Genomic DNA, 17407 nt, shown 5'->3' with positions numbered 1-17407 from the left:
ACGAGTCCTTTAGTTCCAAGTCTTTTGTCAAGGCTCATACTAAAATACCCGTCAGCTCACTCACTTTCAATTCCCAATTACTTTTTAGCTTGTTTGGCTTCGATACTTAATGTTGCGTGAGGAACGGCACGCAAACGTTCGGCGGGAATCAGTTTGCCGGTTTCACGGCAAATACCGTAAGTCTTGTTTTCGATGCGTACCAATGCGGCTTGCAATCCTTGGATAAACTTCAGTTCCCGTTGCGCCAGACGTGTTGTCTCTTCCTTGGACAAGGTGTTGGCTCCTTCCTCTAAGATTTTGTAGGTAGGGGATGTGTCGTCCACATCGTTGCCGTCTACGTTCATCATACTTGCCCGCAACTGTTCGTAATTCTTTTGTGCGGTAGCCAGTTTTTCAAGGATAATTGCTTTAAATTCTTCCAACTCTGCATCTGAGTATCTAGTCTTCTCAGCCATAGTAGTATTTATAGTTTTAAGATTAAGATTTAGTTTTTTACAACCTTGATAAACAAGGAGAAGTCGTCGAATGAAAGTTCCGTACCGTCTTCTACCTCATCTACCAGTTCCAGTCCGGTGGCTAAAACTTGGTTACAAATATAGTCATTATATTCTATCACGGCATCATCGGTCTGTGAATTTTTGGACAGACAGATGCTTATCTTGTCCGTGATTTCGAAGCCACTGCTTTTACGGATGTTTTGAATACGGTTGACAAGTTCACGTGCTACACCTTCGCGACGCAGCTCTTCAGTCACCACCACATCCAGAGCAACGGTCAGTTTTCCGTCGTTAGCAACCAGCCATCCCGGGATATCTTCACTGAGGATTTCCACATCGGCTACTTCGACGACAGCCTCTCCCGTTGGCAGTGCCAGTGTATAGCTGCCGTTGGTTTCAAGTTCGGCAATTGCGTCCTGGGTCAATCCTGCCACAGCGGCAGCTACAGCTCCCATTTGTGCTCCGAATTTCGGACCCATTTTCTTGAAGTTACATTTTACCTTTTTCACCAAAATGGCGCGGTCGTTCTCAACAAACTTCAATTCCTTGACATTCACTTCGCTCAAGATAAGTGATTGTACAGCTTCCAATCGTTCACGCTGTTTAGCATCCGTGACAGGAATCATGATGCACTGCAGGGGCTGACGTACCTTGATATTTACCTTGCGGCGCAGGGCAAGTACCATAGAGGTGACATCCTGTGCCATCTGCATACGCATTTCCAGTTCCTTATCCACGAAAGAAGCATCGAAGACGGGGAATTGTGCCAAGTGGACAGAAACAGCATTACCACGTCCGGTAACAGCAACCAGATCTTTGTATAGCCGGTCGGCATAAAATGGAGCGATGGGTGCCATGAGGCGGGCTACTGTTTCCAAGCAGGTATAAAGAGTCTGGTAAGCAGACAGTTTGTCGGTTGACATCGAGCTGCCCCAGAAACGTTTACGGTTCAGACGTACATACCAGTTGGACAAATTGTCATTGACAAAGTCCTGAATCAGACGTCCCGCCTTTGTCGGTTCATAATCGGCATAACATGCATCAACATCCTGAATCAGGGAGTGGAGTACCGAGAGAATCCAACGGTCAATCTCCGAACGTTCGTTCATCGGGACTTCAGCCTCTGCATATTCGAAGCCGTCAACATTGGCATAGAGGGCAAAGAAAGAGTAGGTGTTATAGAGGGTTCCGAAGAATTTCCGGCGAACCTCATCCACTCCTTTTGCGTCAAACTTCAAGTTATCCCACGGGGAGGAGTTCGTAATCATGTACCAGCGCAACGGATCAGAGCCGTATTCTTCGATAGCACCGAACGGGTCAACGGCATTGCCTAAACGTTTGGACATCTTGTTACCGTTCTTATCCAGGACAAGTCCGTTAGAGATAACAGCCTTGTAGGCTACACTGTCGAACACCATGGTTGCGATGGCATGGAGTGTGAAGAACCATCCACGGGTCTGGTCAATGCCTTCGGCGATGAAGTCTGCCGGATAAATGAGACGGCTGTCAAGTTCCTCCTTATGTTCGAACGGATAGTGAACTTGTGCATACGGCATAGCACCTGAGTCGAACCACACGTCGATAAGGTCTGTTTCACGTTTCATCGGCAGACCGCTCTCAGATACCAGGATAATGTCATCCACATAAGGACGATGCAGGTCTATCTTGTCATAATTCTCTTTGGTGTAAACACCGGGGACGAAGCCGTTATCCTTATAGGGATTGGACTTCATAAAACCTGCTGCAACAGCTTTTTCAATTTCGTTGTACAGCTCTTCAACAGAACCGATGCAGATCTCTTCCTTATTCTCCGAACGCCAGATAGGTAACGGAGTACCCCAATAGCGCGAACGGCTCAGATTCCAGTCATTCAAGTTCTCCAACCATTTGCCGAAGCGTCCGGTTCCGGTTGACTCAGGTTTCCAGTTAATGGTCTTGTTCAGTTCTATCATGCGCTCTTTACAAGCCGTAGAACGGATGAACCAACTATCCAGCGGATAATAGAGTACCGGTTTGTCTGTACGCCAGCAATGCGGATAATTGTGTACATGCTTCTCAATCTTGAATGCTTGGTTGGCAGCCTTCATCTGCATACAGATGGAGATATCAAGTGTTTCGTCCTTGTCGGTCAGATTCGGGTCGTAGGCATTCTTCACGAAGCGGCCCTCATATTCCTTATATAAATCTACGTTGACATACTCTTTGACGAAGTTCTCGTCCAGCTCGTCCAACAGATAGAATTTACCTTGCAAATCAACCATCGGGCGACGTTCCCCTTTCTTGTCAACCATTTGCAAGGGAGGAATACCGGCAGCCTTGGCTACCATGGCATCATCCGCACCAAAAGTAGGTGCGATGTGTACAATACCCGTACCGTCTTCAGTCGTTACATAATCACCGGGGATTACGCGGAAGGCACCTTCACCCGGATTAACCCAAGGGAAGAGCTGCTCATATTCCATGCCCACCAATTCGGGACCTTTGTACTCTGCAATCACCTTGAAGGGAATGAGTTTATCTCCTTGTTTGTATTCTTCCAAAGGAAGACCTTCCGCTTTCTTGTTGAAGTGGTTGTAGAGAAGTGCTTGGGCCAGAACGACCGTGATTTTCTCTCCGGTATATCCGTTATAGGTCTGAACAGCTACATAATCAATCTTCGGTCCAACACAAAGAGCCGTATTTGAAGGCAATGTCCACGGCGTAGTGGTCCATGCCAGGAAATAAGGAGTACCCCACTGTGTCATTTCCGGTTTGGGATTTTTTATTCTGAATTGTGCCACAACCGTCGTGTCCTTCACGTCGCGATAGCATCCCGGTTGATTCAGTTCGTGTGAGCTCAATCCTGTTCCGGCTGCCGGAGAATACGGCTGAATGGTATAACCTTTATAAAGGAGATTCTTATTATACAACTGTTTCAGAAGCCACCAGAGCGTTTCGATGTATCTGTTGTCATACGTGATGTAGGGATTATCCAGATCCACCCAATAGCCCATTTTATGGGTCAGGTCTGTCCATTCCTTGGTGTATTTCATCACGTCCTGGCGGCATTCCTTATTGTAATTAGCTACGGAGATGGTCTTGCCGATAGCCTCTTTGGTGATTCCAAGTTTCTTTTCCACGCCAAGTTCCACAGGAAGTCCATGTGTATCCCATCCGGCTTTGCGTTTCACCAGATAGCCTTTCATGGTCTTATAACGGCAAAACGTATCTTTGATGGAGCGTGCCATCACATGGTGTATACCCGGCATACCATTGGCCGAAGGAGGGCCTTCATAGAAAATGAAAGAAGGACAGCCTTCACGTTCTGTCATACTTTTGGAGAAAACATCGTTTTCATCCCATTCCTTCAATACATCTTTGTTTACTTGTGATAGGTCGAGCTGACCATGTTCAGCAAATCTCTTACCCATAGCTGTTATCTATTTTTTACAATGTCACTTTTAATAACGCGCAAAAATACAAGAAAAAAGCATAGGAGGAAATATTTATTTCGTAAAAAGGTACAAAATGCTTGCCTTTGTCAGGTCACATCCATAGATGACTTTCAAAATTTTAATCGTGTGGCTCACGGCTGAAAGATGAATTGTTCAAAAAACCGATGCAAAAGCCGAGGAACGGCGTACTCCTCCAATTCGTTTATTTTTATACGTTCAAAGCCAGCAAACGAATGAGTATCTTCCGGAAGTATCACTTCATAAAAAGTCGCGTAGATTACACGATGGGAAAGTACATGTTTTATTTCCCGCTGCAAGCAACGGAATGTCGGAGTCTCTCTCGGGACAATCCACGCCTGTAATTTGTCGGAGCCATATAATTCTTCTTCCGTCCAAGGGGTGTCACTTTCAACGAGTGGAAGCTCATACAGATTCTTCCAAATATCATCATCCGTTCGCTTATGAATAAAGGTAAACGCGCCCGCGCGAACATATATATAATTAAAGTATCGGGGAAGGACCTTGGTTCGGTGCGATTTTACGGGTAATTTGTCTACGCATCCTTCCTTCCGTGCCACACAGGATACTTCCAAAGGACAAGTACTACAATCTGGAGACTGAGGCAGGCATTGTAATGCTCCAAAATCCATGATTGCCTGATTGTACAGTCCTGGATGCTGTGTATCAAGCAACTGGTTCGCCCATTTGGAAAACAGCTTTTTCCCGGTAGCCGTATCAATAGGGGTGTCTATGCCCAGCCAACGTGACAGTACCCGGTAGACGTTCCCGTCAACCGCTGCATAAGGCAGCCCGTAGGCAAATGAACAGATGGCAGCTGCAGTATACTCACCAATGCCTTTCAAGGCTCGTACTTCTTCATAGGTTTTCGGAAATCCATCTTCTCGGGACGCAATCATACGAGCCGCTTCATGAAGGTTTCGGGCACGTGAATAATACCCCAGCCCTTGCCACAACCTCATGACCTCATCTTCCGGAGCTTCAGCCAGAGATTTTACCGTAGGAAAACGCTCCATGAATCTCAGAAAATAGGTATAGCCTTGAGCTACACGTGTTTGCTGGAGTATGATTTCCGAAATCCATATCTGATAAGGATCGGTCGTTTCTCGCCAAGGCAGGTCTCGTTTATGTTCGTTATACCATCGTTCTATGGTCGTTGCAAACTCATTCATTACACATTCTTATATTTTGATTTTCGGAACGCAAAAATAGATAAGAATGACATAGATGAGAAATGTTTTTTTGAAAAATAGTTCGGAATATATTTCTTAGAGAGCTAGAAAAGCTATATATTTGCAGACCAAAAAATTAAGATAAACGTGTAACAATAATTACTTATCAAGATGACTAAAGCAGATATCGTAAACGAAATTGCCAAAAAGACTGGTGTTGACAAAGCAACCGTATTGGCCACAGTAGAAGCATTCATGGAATCTGTAAAAGATTCTTTGTCTAAGGAAGAAAATGTCTATCTTCGTGGTTTCGGTAGCTTTATTGTGAAGAAAAGAGCGCAAAAGACTGCTCGTAACATCTCCAAGAACACCACGATTATTATCCCTGAACACAATATTCCGGCATTTAAGCCTGCCAAGACTTTCACCATTCAAGTGAAGAAATAAACAGATAACAATATAGTATTAACCCTTTAAATTTTTGAAGCTATGCCAAGCGGAAAGAAGAAAAAAAGACATAAAATGTCTACCCACAAGCGTAAAAAAAGACTAAGAAAGAACAGACATAAAAGTAAATAAAACTTAGTCTGTTACGACTGAAATAAAGAACAAACTTGCAAAGCTTTGTCTTTCGGGTTTGTTCTTTGTTTAACCGAGGTTTATTATAAACTTAACTGTAGATAATGACAAGCGAATTAGTAGTTGATGTACAGCCGAAAGAGATTTCTATCGCATTGCTGGAAGACAAGAACTTGGTAGAGTTTCAGCGTGAAGGACGGAATCTTTCGTTTTCGGTGGGTAACATGTACTTGGCACGAGTGAAGAAACTCATGCCTGGACTGAATGCTTGTTTCGTAGATGTTGGCTTCGAACGTGATGCCTTTTTACATTATCTCGATTTAGGACCTCAATTTCACTCTTATCAGAAGTATATCAAGCAGGTATTAAGCGACCGTAAAAAGCTGTTCCCTATTTCCCGGGCGTCAGTTCTTCCGGATATTGAAAAAGATGGGAGTATCTCCAACGTGCTCCAGGTGGGGCAAGAGGTGATTGTACAAATTGTCAAAGAACCCATCTCAACCAAAGGACCCAGACTGACGTGTGAGCTGTCGTTTGCCGGGCGTTATCTTGTATTGATACCTTTTAACGACAAGGTATCTGTTTCACAAAAAATTAAATCGGGTGAGGAACGTGCTCGTTTGAAGCAGCTCTTGCAAAGCATCAAGCCCAAGAACTTTGGAGTGATTGTGCGGACAGTAGCTGAAGGCAAGCGAGTGGCCGAACTCGATGCGGAACTTAAAATCCTGCTTAAGCATTGGGAAGAAAGCATTACCCGTGTTCAAAAATCCAGTAAGTTACCGCAACTTGTCTATGAAGAAACCAGCCGTACGGTAGCATTGTTGCGTGACTTGTTCAGTCCTTCATTCACAAACATTTATGTCAATGATGAAAGTGTATTCCATGAAGTGAAGGATTATGTCTCTCTGATAGCTCCGGAGCAAGCTGACATTGTGAAGCTTTATAAAGGGCAACTTCCCATTTTTGATAATTTTGCCATCACCAAGCAAATCAAGTCATCATTTGGAAAGACTATATCTTATAAGAATGGTGCATACCTGATTATTGAACACACCGAAGCTTTACATGTGGTCGATGTGAATAGCGGTAATCGTTCTAAAGCAAATAATGGCCAGGAAGCCAATGCGTTGGATGTAAACCTGGGGGCTGCTGACGAACTTGCCCGACAATTGCGACTGCGTGATATGGGTGGTATTATTGTTGTCGACTTTATTGATATGAGTTTAGCTGAGAATCGTCAGAAACTTTATGAACGCATGTGTCATAACATGCAGAAAGATAGGGCAAAACATAATATCTTACCACTTAGTAAATTCGGATTGATGCAGATTACCCGTCAGCGGGTGCGTCCGGCAATGGATGTCAATACAGCTGAGACGTGTCCGACCTGTTTTGGTAAAGGTACCATTAAGCCTTCCATTCTGTTCACCGATACTCTGGAGAGTAAAATTGATTATTTGGTCAATAAATTGGGCATTAAGAAGTTCAAGCTTCATATTCATCCTTATGTGGCTGCTTATGTCAATCAGGGTCTTGTCTCCTTGAAACGTCAATGGCAGTTGAAGTATGGATTCGGAGTGAAGATTATTCCCAGCCAGAAGCTGGCTCTGCTTCAATACGAGTTCTACGACATGAAAGGAGAAGAAATTGATATGAAAGAAGAAGTAGAAATGAAGTAAGGCTCTTTTACGAAACGAATTGATAAAGCCAACCTTACAGCTTATGCTGTGGTTGGCTTTTTTAGCAAACATCTTTAAATGATTTCCACCCTTATTGTTGTAGAATCTGTCTTCTGAATTCAGCACATACAATAGCGGTAGCCATGGCGACATTGAGTGATTCGGAAGTTGACCGTTCCATTGGATAATTCGGGATATAGAGGCGGCGGTTAATGAGTTTTTCTACATCTGGAGATATCCCATTACCTTCATTACCCATGACAATCAATCCATTAGAAGATAACTTCTGTGTGTAAAGATTATCACCTTTCAGGAATGTGCCATAAACGGGTGTGTGTGCATTCAGAGCCTCAATGCAGTCGGTCAATGAGGTATAATGGAGCTTTACTCGTGCCAATGCACCCATTGTGGCTTGTACTGCTTTGGGATTGTATACGTCAACGGTAGAAAGTGAGCAGTAGATGTGTTCGATGCCAAACCAATCGGCAAGGCGAATGATTGTACCCAAGTTGCCAGGGTCCTGTATGTCATCAAGTGCCAGACATAATGATTGTTGAGGATAATAATAATCAAGAGGATCAGATGGTTGTTCGAATACGGCCAACACTTCTTGGGGCGATTTAAGCAGACTGGCTTTTGCAAGTTCGGTAGCATCTGTTTCAATGCATTCGTCAGCCTGAACAGATGGGTGTGTAGCAAACCATTCAGGGGAAGCTGCAATTAGTTTACATGTAAAGTGTCCCAATAAATCTCCAACCAACTTGGGACCTTCAGCTAAGAAGACATTACCGGCTTTGCGGTATTTCTTTAGTTCTAGCGAACGTATGTATTTTATTTTGGCTTTACTAAGCATAGGATTGAGTTTGAATGTATCAACAAAATTACGAACTAATTTTTAATTGGGTGCTTCTCCTTCATATCATTTAAGAAGAAGCGTGTGCCTCTATTGAGCCAAATTCCGTAATTTTGTGCCCATTATCACCTTCGGATTTTGATCATGAGCAGTAAATGGCAGCATATATGTATTCTATTTTCGATTTCGGGAGTCTTTACGGCTTGCTCTGTGTCGAAATTTATTCCCGAGGGACGTTATCTGCTTGATGATGTAAAGGTAGTATCTGACAATAAGGATGTAAAGCCGTCAGACGTAAGTGGGTATATTCGCCAGAACCCTAACAGCAGGTGGTTCAGTTTAATGAAAGTGCCGCTTTACGTATATGCTTTTTCAGGAACAGACACGACTAAATGGATAAATCGGTTTATTCAGAAAATTGGGGATGAACCTGTGATTTATGATGCATATTATGCTGAACGTTCCCGAACTGATATGGAACGCGCTCTGAGAAACATGGGGTATATGCAGGCTTATGTTGAACTCAATGAAGAGATCCGGAAAAAGAAACTTAAGCTTACCTACCAGCTGCATGCAGGAGCTCCTTACCGTATAGGCTCATGGAAATATGATATTAGAGATGAAGGCGTCCGTGAAGAATTGGCGGATTATGAGTCACATCTCATGCAAGACAGCATGATGTTTAATGTCAACATCTTGGATGCGGAGCGTCAACAGATGACCAATCATTTGCAGAATAGGGGCTTTTACCGTTTCAATAAAGAGTACATTACCTGTACGGCTGATACAGTGCGAGGCACACATATCGTTGATTTGACTTATCACGTAGCTCCTTATGATGCCCGGTCCGGACGCATGCACGAACGTTTTCGAATAGGAAAAGTCAATGTATTAACAGATTACGACCTTGCTGAAGCCGCTCGTGAACGTGACTTGTCTCATTTTGATTCTCTCCACTATAAGGATCTGAATATTTATACTCGCAGGCACTCTTTCCTGCGTCCGGAAGTTCTGTCCCAAAATATTACTATTGAGCCGGGGCGATTTTACAGTGAGGCCCGTTTACAGGAGACTCAATCGATGTTAGGACGTCTGCATGCCATCAAATATTCCGACATACGTTTTGTAGAGAACCATAATGACTCTACACTGTTGGACTGTTATGTGTTGCTGTCGCGTAATAAACCCAACTCTTTTAGTGCAGAGCTGGAAGGAACGAATTCTGCTGGAGACTTGGGAGCTGCGGCTTCATTATCTTACCAGAATCGCAATCTCTTCAATGGTTCTGAGCTTTTCACGTTCAAGGTGCGTGGTGCTTATGAGGCAGTGACCGGTTTGCAAGGTTATTCTAATGGGAACTATGTAGAATATGGAGTCGAAGCCAGTATAAATTTTCCACGTTTTTTGTTTCCCTTTATTTCGCCGGATGTACGCCGACGTATACAGGCTACTTCAGAGATTGCCTTACAATACAACTCACAAGAGCGACCGGAATTTGGGCGACGGGCAGCTTCCATGACATGGGGGTATCGTTGGTCGTATAATCATAAGTGGCGGCATTCCATCGATGTTGTTGACCTTAACTATGTCTATATGCCTTGGATCTCGACGACTTTTCGAGAGGAGTATCTCGATAATATAAATAATCAGAATTCAATATTGAAATACAACTATGAGAACCTTCTGATTATGAAGATGGGCTATGGATTTACCTATCGGTCTGAGGGGGGAGAGTCCCGCGCAACATTAGGAAATGCTTATTCGGTTCGTTTCAATGTCGAATCGGCCGGTAATCTGCTTTATGGTTTTTCACATTTACTCAAAGCTCAACGTAACGATAGTCATCAATATACTGTGATGAATATTGCTTATGCCCAGTATCTGAAGACAGATGTGGACTTTACAAAAAGCTTTTTGATTGACCATCGGAACTCCATCGTTTTTCATGTAGGTCTAGGGGTTGCTTATCCATATGGTAATTCTCGAATTTTGCCTTTCGAAAAGCGTTATTTCTCAGGTGGTGCGAATAGTGTACGTGGGTGGTTGGTCAGAAGGCTGGGACCTGGAAAATTTGCAGGTAATGATCGCAACATTGATTTTATTAATCAGTCTGGAGATATCAAGCTTGATGTGAATCTGGAATATCGCACGAAGTTATTCTGGAAACTCAATGGAGCCTTCTTCATTGATGCCGGAAATATATGGACCATTCATGATTATGAAGAACAGCCTGGAGGAGCTTTCCGCTTCAATAGCTTTTATAAAGAGATTGCTGTTGCCTATGGATTAGGGCTTCGTTTCGACTTTGACTATTTCATATTACGTTTTGATGGAGGAATGAAAGCTATCAATCCTGCCTACGAGAGTGGAAAGGACCGTTATCCGTTAATCCGCCCTGATTTCGGGCGTGATTTTGCTTTTCATTTTGCTGTAGGATATCCATTTTGAAGCAGCTTGTTTCCTGTCATGAATAAAGACCTAAACATAAGTATTAGAATATGATACATTTTGTAAGTTTGGCTAGTGGAAGTAGTGGCAATTGCTATTACTTATCAGACGGACATACGACTATACTCATTGATGCCGGTATTGGATCGCGAACTATTAAGAAACGCCTTAAAGAACTGGATCTGGACTTCCAGAATATTCAGGCTGTTCTTGTGACTCATGACCATGTAGATCATATCAAGGCCGTAGGTAGTTTGGGTGAGAAGAGCGGAATTCCGATATACTCTACACGCAAGGTGCATTCAGGTATCAGCCGTAGTTATTGTATGACAGAACGTTTGAAAACCAGTGCGCATTTTATTGAAAAAGAAGAACCGTTTATGATTGGTTCTTTACGTATTACGGCTTTTGATGTACCTCATGACTCTACAGATAATGTTGGGTATTTCATTGAGACAACAGAAGGCAATTTCTGTCTGGCTACCGATGTTGGGCATTTGACCGAAAGCATTATTGCTTTTTTATGTAATGCGGATTATCTCGTTCTTGAAGCAAACTATGATGAGACAATGCTCCGTATGGGACCTTATCCGGCTTATTTGAAAGAGCGAATTCTCAGTTCTACCGGACATTTGAGCAACCGTGAAGCGGCAGAATTCCTTGTAACCCATTATTCACCTCGTTGGCGTTATGTTTGGCTCTGCCATTTGAGCAAAGACAATAATCACCCGGATTTAGCTTATAAAACAGTTGAGATGCGTTTGGGTGAGTTAGGCATTCGAGTAGGAGAGGATATACAGGTTATCCCTCTCAGGCGTAGTCTTCCTACAGGTATATTTCATCTTGGAACAGCAGGTAACTCTGTATCATCTGTAGCTACTGACATGAATTTGTTCCCTGTAGAGGAAAAGAGATAGAGAAGTTGATGAACTTATGATCCCGTATACGATATGCCAGGATTTCCAGATTCCTTAATGTTTGAATAGGCGAAACTAAAAATCGCTGTAGGACTATATACTCTATACATGGTTCCTACAGCGATTTTCATAATCTAATCAAAATTGATACTATAGACAAGGATTATTCCCACTCAATTGTGCTAGGTGGTTTTGAGGAAATGTCATAGGTGACACGGTTAACTCCTTTTACCTTATTTATAATGTCATTGGATACTTTAGCCAGGAATTCATAGGGCAGATGAGCCCAATCTGCTGTCATAGCATCTGTACTGGTTACGGCGCGTAAGGCTACGGCGCGTTCATAAGTGCGTTCGTCGCCCATCACACCAACACTCTGCACCGGCAATAGAATTACTCCTGCTTGCCAAACTTGATCATACAGTCCCCAATCACGCAATCCTTGGATAAAGATATCATCGGCATCTTGTAGAATACGGACTTTTTCCGGAGTGATATCTCCCAAAATGCGTACTGCCAATCCTGGTCCCGGGAACGGGTGGCGAGTTATGAGATGTTCAGGCATTCCCAACTGACGGCCCACACGACGCACTTCGTCTTTAAAGAGCAAACGCAACGGTTCGCAAAGTCTGAGATTCATCTTTTCGGGAAGACCTCCGACGTTATGGTGGCTTTTGATAACAGTTCCAGTGATAGAAAGCGACTCGATGCAATCCGGATAAATAGTGCCTTGAGCCAGCCATTTTACATCCTTAATCTTATGGGCTTCTTCATCAAATACATCAATGAAGCCTTTGCCAATAATTTTTCGCTTCCTTTCCGGCTCTGTGACTCCGGCCAATTCTTTGAAGAATTTATGGCTGGCATCTACACCAATGACGTTGAGTCCTAGACATTCATAATCATGCAACACATTTTGGAACTCGTTCTTACGGAGCATGCCATGGTCCACAAAAATACAAGTAAGGTTTTTCCCGATCGCTTTATTCAGCAAGACGGCAGCCACTGATGAGTCTACACCGCCACTCAATCCTAACACGACCTTGTCATCACCCAGTTGTTCTTTCAGCTGTGCTACAGTACTTTCAATAAATGAGGCAGCGCTCCAGTCTTGTTTGCTTTTGCAAATATCTACGACGAAGTTGCGCAACATCTGAGTTCCGTCTTCGGTATGGTACACTTCCGGATGGAATTGTACTCCCCACAAGAGCTCGTTTTGGGCCTGATAGGCTGCAATCGCTACTTTGTCAGTCGAGGCAATGCATTTAAAATTGTCAGGAATTGCGGTGATAGTATCTCCATGGCTCATCCATACTTGTGAATTTTCACGCACATTCTTGAAAAGAGGGTTGTCTTTTTCAAAATGTGCCAAGTGTGCACGTCCATACTCGCGAGTTCCTGCCGGCTCTACACGTCCACCGTTGGTGTAAGCCATGTATTGTGCTCCGTAACATATTCCGAGGATAGGATATTTACCACGGATTTGGGTCAGGTCAATCTTGAAAGCACTCTCATCATAGACAGAAAAAGGACTTCCTGAAAGGATGACACCGATAACCGAAGGATCATCATGGGGAAATTTGTTATACGGCAGAATCTCACAATACGTGTTCATTTCGCGCACCCGGCGTCCGATAAGCTGGGTCGTCTGAGAACCGAAATCAAGAATAATGATCTTTTCTTGCATATTGTTTTAGTCTCTGGGTTTTATGAATAGATTGCAAAAGTAACAAAAAAAATTGGATAGTACAGGAATAATGACAAAGAATTGAGTTGCTTCCTTTCCCTTGTGGGCAAAATGTTGCATTTAGGAGAAGTCGGTAGAAGCTGTCTTGGTCCTGACTTCGTCACTCAAAAAAGCCTAATTTTGCAAAGCGTTGATAAATAGAATTTTGTAATTTTGTGTCACCTATTTTAGGGTGACATGGTTCAAAAATATGTTTATACGAAGAAAAAAATATCCCTCAGGCAATGTTGGCATAATTGTCACAGAGAAGATTAATGGCAAAATGAATGAACTTGCCACAATCGGCATAGCCAAGGAACCCGAAGATCTTGACTCACTCATATCTAAAGCCCGTGAGTGGATTGAGAGGGAGCAAGAACGTCGGCATCCCCGTCTGGATCTTTTCGGCGAGGATCGTAAGGGGTGTGAAACGGAACTTCTGAATGCCGAGCAAATGCTTTCATGTATTACCAACATATCGATTAACGGGGCAGACCTGATACTTGACCGTGTGTTTGACAGTGTGGGCTTCAACCGGATCGAGGATCCGGTGTTCCGACAGCTGGTAAAGGCGCAGTTGGCCTATCCGGCAAGCAAGGCGGCTACTGCCGAGTACCTGAAAAACCATTTCGATGAGGATGTCAGTCTGTCGAAAATATACCGTTATTTGGACAAGCTCAGCGACAGTCAGCATGAAATTGTCCAGGATATAAGCGTACTGCATACAAGGCAGGTGTTGAACGGCCGCATCGGTGTTTTGTTCTATGATGTGACCACTCTTTATTTTGAGGCGGATTATGAAGATGAATTGCGAAAGACAGGATTTTCCAAAGAAGGACGGCACAGGAATCCACAGATCATCCTCGGACTGCTCGTCAGCGTCGGAGGCTATCCGCTGGCTTATTGCATACATGAAGGGAACAAGTATGAAGGTCACACGATGCTGCCGGTAGTGACGGAATTTGTACGGAAATATAAATTGGAAGACTTTATTGTCGTAGCCGACTCCGGACTGATGAACAGCGACAATATAGCAGACTTGGAAGCAAACGGTTACAAATATATTATCGGTGCGAAAATCAAGAACGAAAGCAAAAGGATACAGGAATGGATACTCAGTCAGCCCAAAGTTGACAAGCAGATGGTGGAATACGACAAGGGAGGCAGCAGACGTCTGCTTGTGGGATATACAGACGACCGTGCCCGCAAGGATGCCCACAACAGGGAAAAGGGGATACAACGTCTGGAAAAGGCATACCAACGTGACACCCTGACGAAAGACAACATAAACAAGCGAGGTTATAACAAGTTCCTGAAGATGGAGGGCGACATTAAGGTGACCATCAATTACGACAAACTTGAGGCTGATGCGAAATGGGACGGGCTGAAAGGATATCTTACCAATACAAATATCCCGACCGGTGAAGTATATGCCGCATATCATAACCTATGGCATGTCGAAAGGGCTTTCCGCATCTCAAAATCGAAGATAGAGATACGACCAATGTTCCACTTCACCCACCGCAGAATAAAGGCACACGTATGCATCTGTTTTGTGGCGTTGAAAGTTTATAAGGAACTGGAGAGGCTGCTGAAACTATCCAATGTCAATATGAGTGTCGACAAGGTTTTGGCACTTGCGCAGACGATTGTAACAATACAGATGACATTGCCCAAGAACAAACAGGTAATCAATCGAACTATGCTGATGAAACGACATCAACGTATCGCGCAATTATTCTCTGAGGAGTTTTGGGTGACACGTTGACGAAGTCAGGAAAAAATTGGATAGTACAGGAATAATGACAAAGAATTGAGTTGCTTCCTTTCCCTTGTGGGCAAAATGTTGCATTTAGGAGAAGTCGGTAGAAGCTGTCTTGGTCTGATGGAAATACAATTTAAAGGCTGATGATTGATTTGGGTTAAATCATCCTTCAACATTTAAAAAAGTTCTCTTAAAATATGAATTTAGAAAACAATTTCTTACTTTTGCAGCGCACTTCGATAAGGACGAGGTAGTGAATTAAACGAGAGTTTATTTCTAAACATTATAGAACCCTTAAAAGTTTAAACAAAATGATTAAAGTAGGTATTAATGGATTCGGACGTATCGGACGTTTCGTATTCCGCGCAGCTCAAACAAGAAACGATATTCAGATTGTAGGTATCAATGACCTCTGCCCGGTTGATTACTTGGCATATATGCTGAAATATGATACAATGCACGGTAAGTTTGATGGTACTATTGAAGCTGACGTTGAAAACAGCAAGCTGATTGTTAACGGAAAAGAAATCCGCGTAACAGCAGAAAGAAATCCGGCTGATTTGAAATGGAACGAAGTTGGTGCTGAATACGTAGTAGAATCTACTGGCTTGTTCTTGACCAAAGAGAAAGCTCAAGCTCACATCGAAGCTGGCGCAAAATATGTCGTAATGTCTGCTCCTTCGAAAGATGATACCCCGATGTTTGTTTGTGGTGTAAACGAAAAAACTTATGTAAAGGGTACTCAATTCGTTTCTAACGCTTCTTGTACAACCAACTGCTTGGCTCCGATTGCCAAGGTATTGAATGATAAATTCGGTATTGTGAATGGTTTGATGACTACTGTTCACTCTACTACTGCTACTCAGAAGACTGTTGACGGTCCGTCTTTGAAAGACTGGAGAGGTGGTCGTGCTGCTTCTGGCAATATTATCCCGTCATCAACCGGTGCTGCAAAGGCTGTAGGTAAGGTTATTCCTGAACTTAACGGTAAATTGACTGGTATCTCTATGCGCGTTCCGACTTTGGATGTTTCAGTTGTTGACTTGACTGTAAACTTGGCTAAGCCTGCATCTAAAGAGGCTATCTGCGTTGCCATGAAAGAAGCTTCTGAAGGTGAATTGAAGGGCGTTTTGGGTTACACTGAAGATGCAGTTGTTTCTTCTGACTTCTTGGGTTGCCCGTTGACTTCAATTTTCGATGCAAACGCTGGTGTTTATTTGACTGACACCTTCGTAAAAGTTGTTTCCTGGTATGACAATGAAATCGGTTACTCTAACAAGGTTCTTGATTTGATTGCTCATATGGCATCTGTAAACTGCTAATTTATTATTCGCAATTTGTTTTTAAATCAGGAGGGGTCGTGTCATAGAGTTGACATGGCCTCTCTTTTTTATATGGAGCGTATGGCAGATATTGATTTGCTAACTATAATAGGACCGACTGCTTCCGGAAAGACGGCGTTGGCTGCAGCTTTGGCATATCGGAAGGGGGCTGAAATTATCAGTGGCGATAGCCGGCAGGTGTATCGTGGAATGGATTTGGGTACTGGGAAAGATCTTGAGGACTATATTTTCGATGGCTTTCAAGTACCGTATCACCTTATTGATATAGTAGATCCCGGATATAAATATAATGTGTTTGAATATCAGCGTGATTTTCTGTCGGTCTATGAAGGCATTCGCAATCGGGGAAAGCTGCCAATTTTATGTGGTGGTACCGGGATGTATATTGAGTCGGTTCTGAAGGGATATCGCCTTCTTCCTGTCCCAGAAAATCCGGAGCTTCGTGAGCGGTTGGCAAAATATTCTCTTACAGAACTGACAGACATTCTTTCTTCCTATAAAAAGCTCCATAATTTGACGGATGTCGATACGGTAAAGCGCGCGATTCGTGCTATCGAGATTGAAGAGTACTACAGAAATATGCCTGTTAAAGAAAGGGAATTTCCTGAACTGAAGAGTTTGATCATAGGGGTAGATATTGACCGGGAGTCACGTCGGGAGAAAATATCACGTCGTTTGCGTCAACGCTTGGAGGATGGCATGGTAGATGAGGTACGTCATTTGCTGGATCAAGGTGTTTCTCCAGAGGATCTTATGTATTATGGGTTAGAATATAAGTATCTTACCCAATATGTGATTGGAGAGTTGACCTACGAAGAGATGGTGCATGGATTAGAAATTGCAATTCATCAGTTTGCTAAGCGACAAATGACTTGGTTTAGGGGGATGGAACGTCGGGGATTTACAATCCATTGGATTAATGCGGCATTGACGATGGAAGAGAAGCTGGATAAGATAGAAGAGTTGTTACGTTAGT

At 43.3% G+C, this 17407-nt stretch carries 11 protein-coding genes and 1 pseudogene; 7 read left to right on the top strand and 5 right to left on the bottom strand.

Features of this window, described 5'->3' with window-relative positions:
- Positions 1–77: 77 nt before the first annotated feature.
- The 3 genes from C8275_RS09875 to mutY form a co-directional block, all read right to left on the bottom strand.
- Positions 78–455 carry a TraR/DksA C4-type zinc finger protein gene (locus tag C8275_RS09875; RefSeq protein ID WP_022385311.1) on the bottom strand — a complete coding sequence of 126 codons (378 nt, stop codon included), beginning with the start codon at positions 453–455 and terminating at the stop codon, positions 78–80.
- A gap of 29 nt (positions 456–484) precedes the next feature.
- Positions 485–3907, bottom strand: coding sequence for an isoleucine--tRNA ligase (gene ileS, locus C8275_RS09870; RefSeq protein ID WP_106484993.1), 3423 nt, complete (start codon positions 3905–3907; stop codon positions 485–487).
- A gap of 155 nt (positions 3908–4062) precedes the next feature.
- Positions 4063–5121: an A/G-specific adenine glycosylase gene (mutY, locus tag C8275_RS09865; protein WP_106484992.1), complete on the bottom strand. Its 1059-nt coding sequence runs from the start codon at positions 5119–5121 to the stop codon at positions 4063–4065.
- Positions 5122–5292: 171 nt separating this feature from the next.
- Between mutY and C8275_RS09860 the strand changes: the two genes are divergently transcribed.
- Positions 5293–5568: an HU family DNA-binding protein gene (locus C8275_RS09860; RefSeq protein WP_022385308.1), complete on the top strand. Its 276-nt coding sequence runs from the start codon at positions 5293–5295 to the stop codon at positions 5566–5568.
- Positions 5569–5804: 236 nt separating this feature from the next.
- Positions 5805–7379: an Rne/Rng family ribonuclease gene (locus tag C8275_RS09855; RefSeq protein ID WP_022385307.1), complete on the top strand. Its 1575-nt coding sequence runs from the start codon at positions 5805–5807 to the stop codon at positions 7377–7379.
- A 91-nt stretch (positions 7380–7470) separates the two neighbouring features.
- Here C8275_RS09855 and C8275_RS09850 read toward each other — a convergent pair whose 3' ends face one another.
- Positions 7471–8232: an RNA methyltransferase gene (locus C8275_RS09850; RefSeq protein WP_106484991.1), complete on the bottom strand. Its 762-nt coding sequence runs from the start codon at positions 8230–8232 to the stop codon at positions 7471–7473.
- A gap of 144 nt (positions 8233–8376) precedes the next feature.
- On the opposite strand from C8275_RS09850, the gene C8275_RS09845 reads away from it, so the two are divergent.
- The gene (locus tag C8275_RS09845) at positions 8377–10680 is read left to right on the top strand and encodes a BamA/TamA family outer membrane protein (protein ID WP_106625798.1); all 2304 of its coding nucleotides are present in this window, start codon (positions 8377–8379) and stop codon (positions 10678–10680) included.
- Positions 10681–10730: 50 nt separating this feature from the next.
- Positions 10731–11519: pseudogene (locus C8275_RS09840) on the top strand (MBL fold metallo-hydrolase); the annotation flags it as partial.
- Positions 11520–11760: 241 nt separating this feature from the next.
- Here the strand turns inward: C8275_RS09840 and guaA are convergent.
- Complete coding sequence (guaA, locus tag C8275_RS09835) at positions 11761–13284, bottom strand: glutamine-hydrolyzing GMP synthase (RefSeq protein WP_022385303.1); 1524 nt, start codon at positions 13282–13284, stop codon at positions 11761–11763.
- A 250-nt stretch (positions 13285–13534) separates the two neighbouring features.
- On the opposite strand from guaA, the gene C8275_RS09830 reads away from it, so the two are divergent.
- From C8275_RS09830 to miaA, 3 genes are all read left to right on the top strand, one after another.
- Positions 13535–15091 carry an IS1634 family transposase gene (locus C8275_RS09830; protein WP_106484989.1) on the top strand — a complete coding sequence of 519 codons (1557 nt, stop codon included), beginning with the start codon at positions 13535–13537 and terminating at the stop codon, positions 15089–15091.
- Positions 15092–15399: 308 nt separating this feature from the next.
- On the top strand, positions 15400–16410 hold the full coding sequence (gene gap, locus C8275_RS09825; protein WP_106484988.1) for a type I glyceraldehyde-3-phosphate dehydrogenase: 1011 nt from the start codon (positions 15400–15402) through the stop codon (positions 16408–16410).
- 81 nt (positions 16411–16491) lie between these two features.
- The gene (miaA, locus tag C8275_RS09820) at positions 16492–17406 is read left to right on the top strand and encodes a tRNA (adenosine(37)-N6)-dimethylallyltransferase MiaA (protein WP_106625797.1); all 915 of its coding nucleotides are present in this window, start codon (positions 16492–16494) and stop codon (positions 17404–17406) included.
- The last annotated feature ends 1 nt before the right edge of the window (position 17407 follow it).

Origin of the sequence: Bacteroides sp. Marseille-P3684, from assembly GCF_900291465.1 — a bacterium.
In the GTDB taxonomy this organism is placed as follows: Bacteria; Bacteroidota; Bacteroidia; order Bacteroidales; family Bacteroidaceae; genus Phocaeicola_A.
This window is presented reverse-complemented; position numbering and strand designations above follow the sequence as displayed.

Bases quoted from the DNA above. Each gene is read 5' to 3' on its own strand.
- C8275_RS09845 (WP_106625798.1), top strand. From the start codon at position 8,377: ATGAGCAGTAAATGGCAGCATATATGTATTCTATTTTCGATTTCGGGA.
- gap (WP_106484988.1), top strand. From the start codon at position 15,400: ATGATTAAAGTAGGTATTAATGGATTCGGACGTATCGGACGTTTCGTA.
- miaA (WP_106625797.1), top strand. From the start codon at position 16,492: ATGGCAGATATTGATTTGCTAACTATAATAGGACCGACTGCTTCCGGA.
- mutY (WP_106484992.1), bottom strand. From the start codon at position 5,121: ATGAATGAGTTTGCAACGACCATAGAACGATGGTATAACGAACATAAA.
- C8275_RS09855 (WP_022385307.1), top strand. From the start codon at position 5,805: ATGACAAGCGAATTAGTAGTTGATGTACAGCCGAAAGAGATTTCTATC.
- guaA (WP_022385303.1), bottom strand. From the start codon at position 13,284: ATGCAAGAAAAGATCATTATTCTTGATTTCGGTTCTCAGACGACCCAG.
- C8275_RS09850 (WP_106484991.1), bottom strand. From the start codon at position 8,232: ATGCTTAGTAAAGCCAAAATAAAATACATACGTTCGCTAGAACTAAAG.
- C8275_RS09875 (WP_022385311.1), bottom strand. From the start codon at position 455: ATGGCTGAGAAGACTAGATACTCAGATGCAGAGTTGGAAGAATTTAAA.
- C8275_RS09860 (WP_022385308.1), top strand. From the start codon at position 5,293: ATGACTAAAGCAGATATCGTAAACGAAATTGCCAAAAAGACTGGTGTT.
- C8275_RS09830 (WP_106484989.1), top strand. From the start codon at position 13,535: ATGTTTATACGAAGAAAAAAATATCCCTCAGGCAATGTTGGCATAATT.
- ileS (WP_106484993.1), bottom strand. From the start codon at position 3,907: ATGGGTAAGAGATTTGCTGAACATGGTCAGCTCGACCTATCACAAGTA.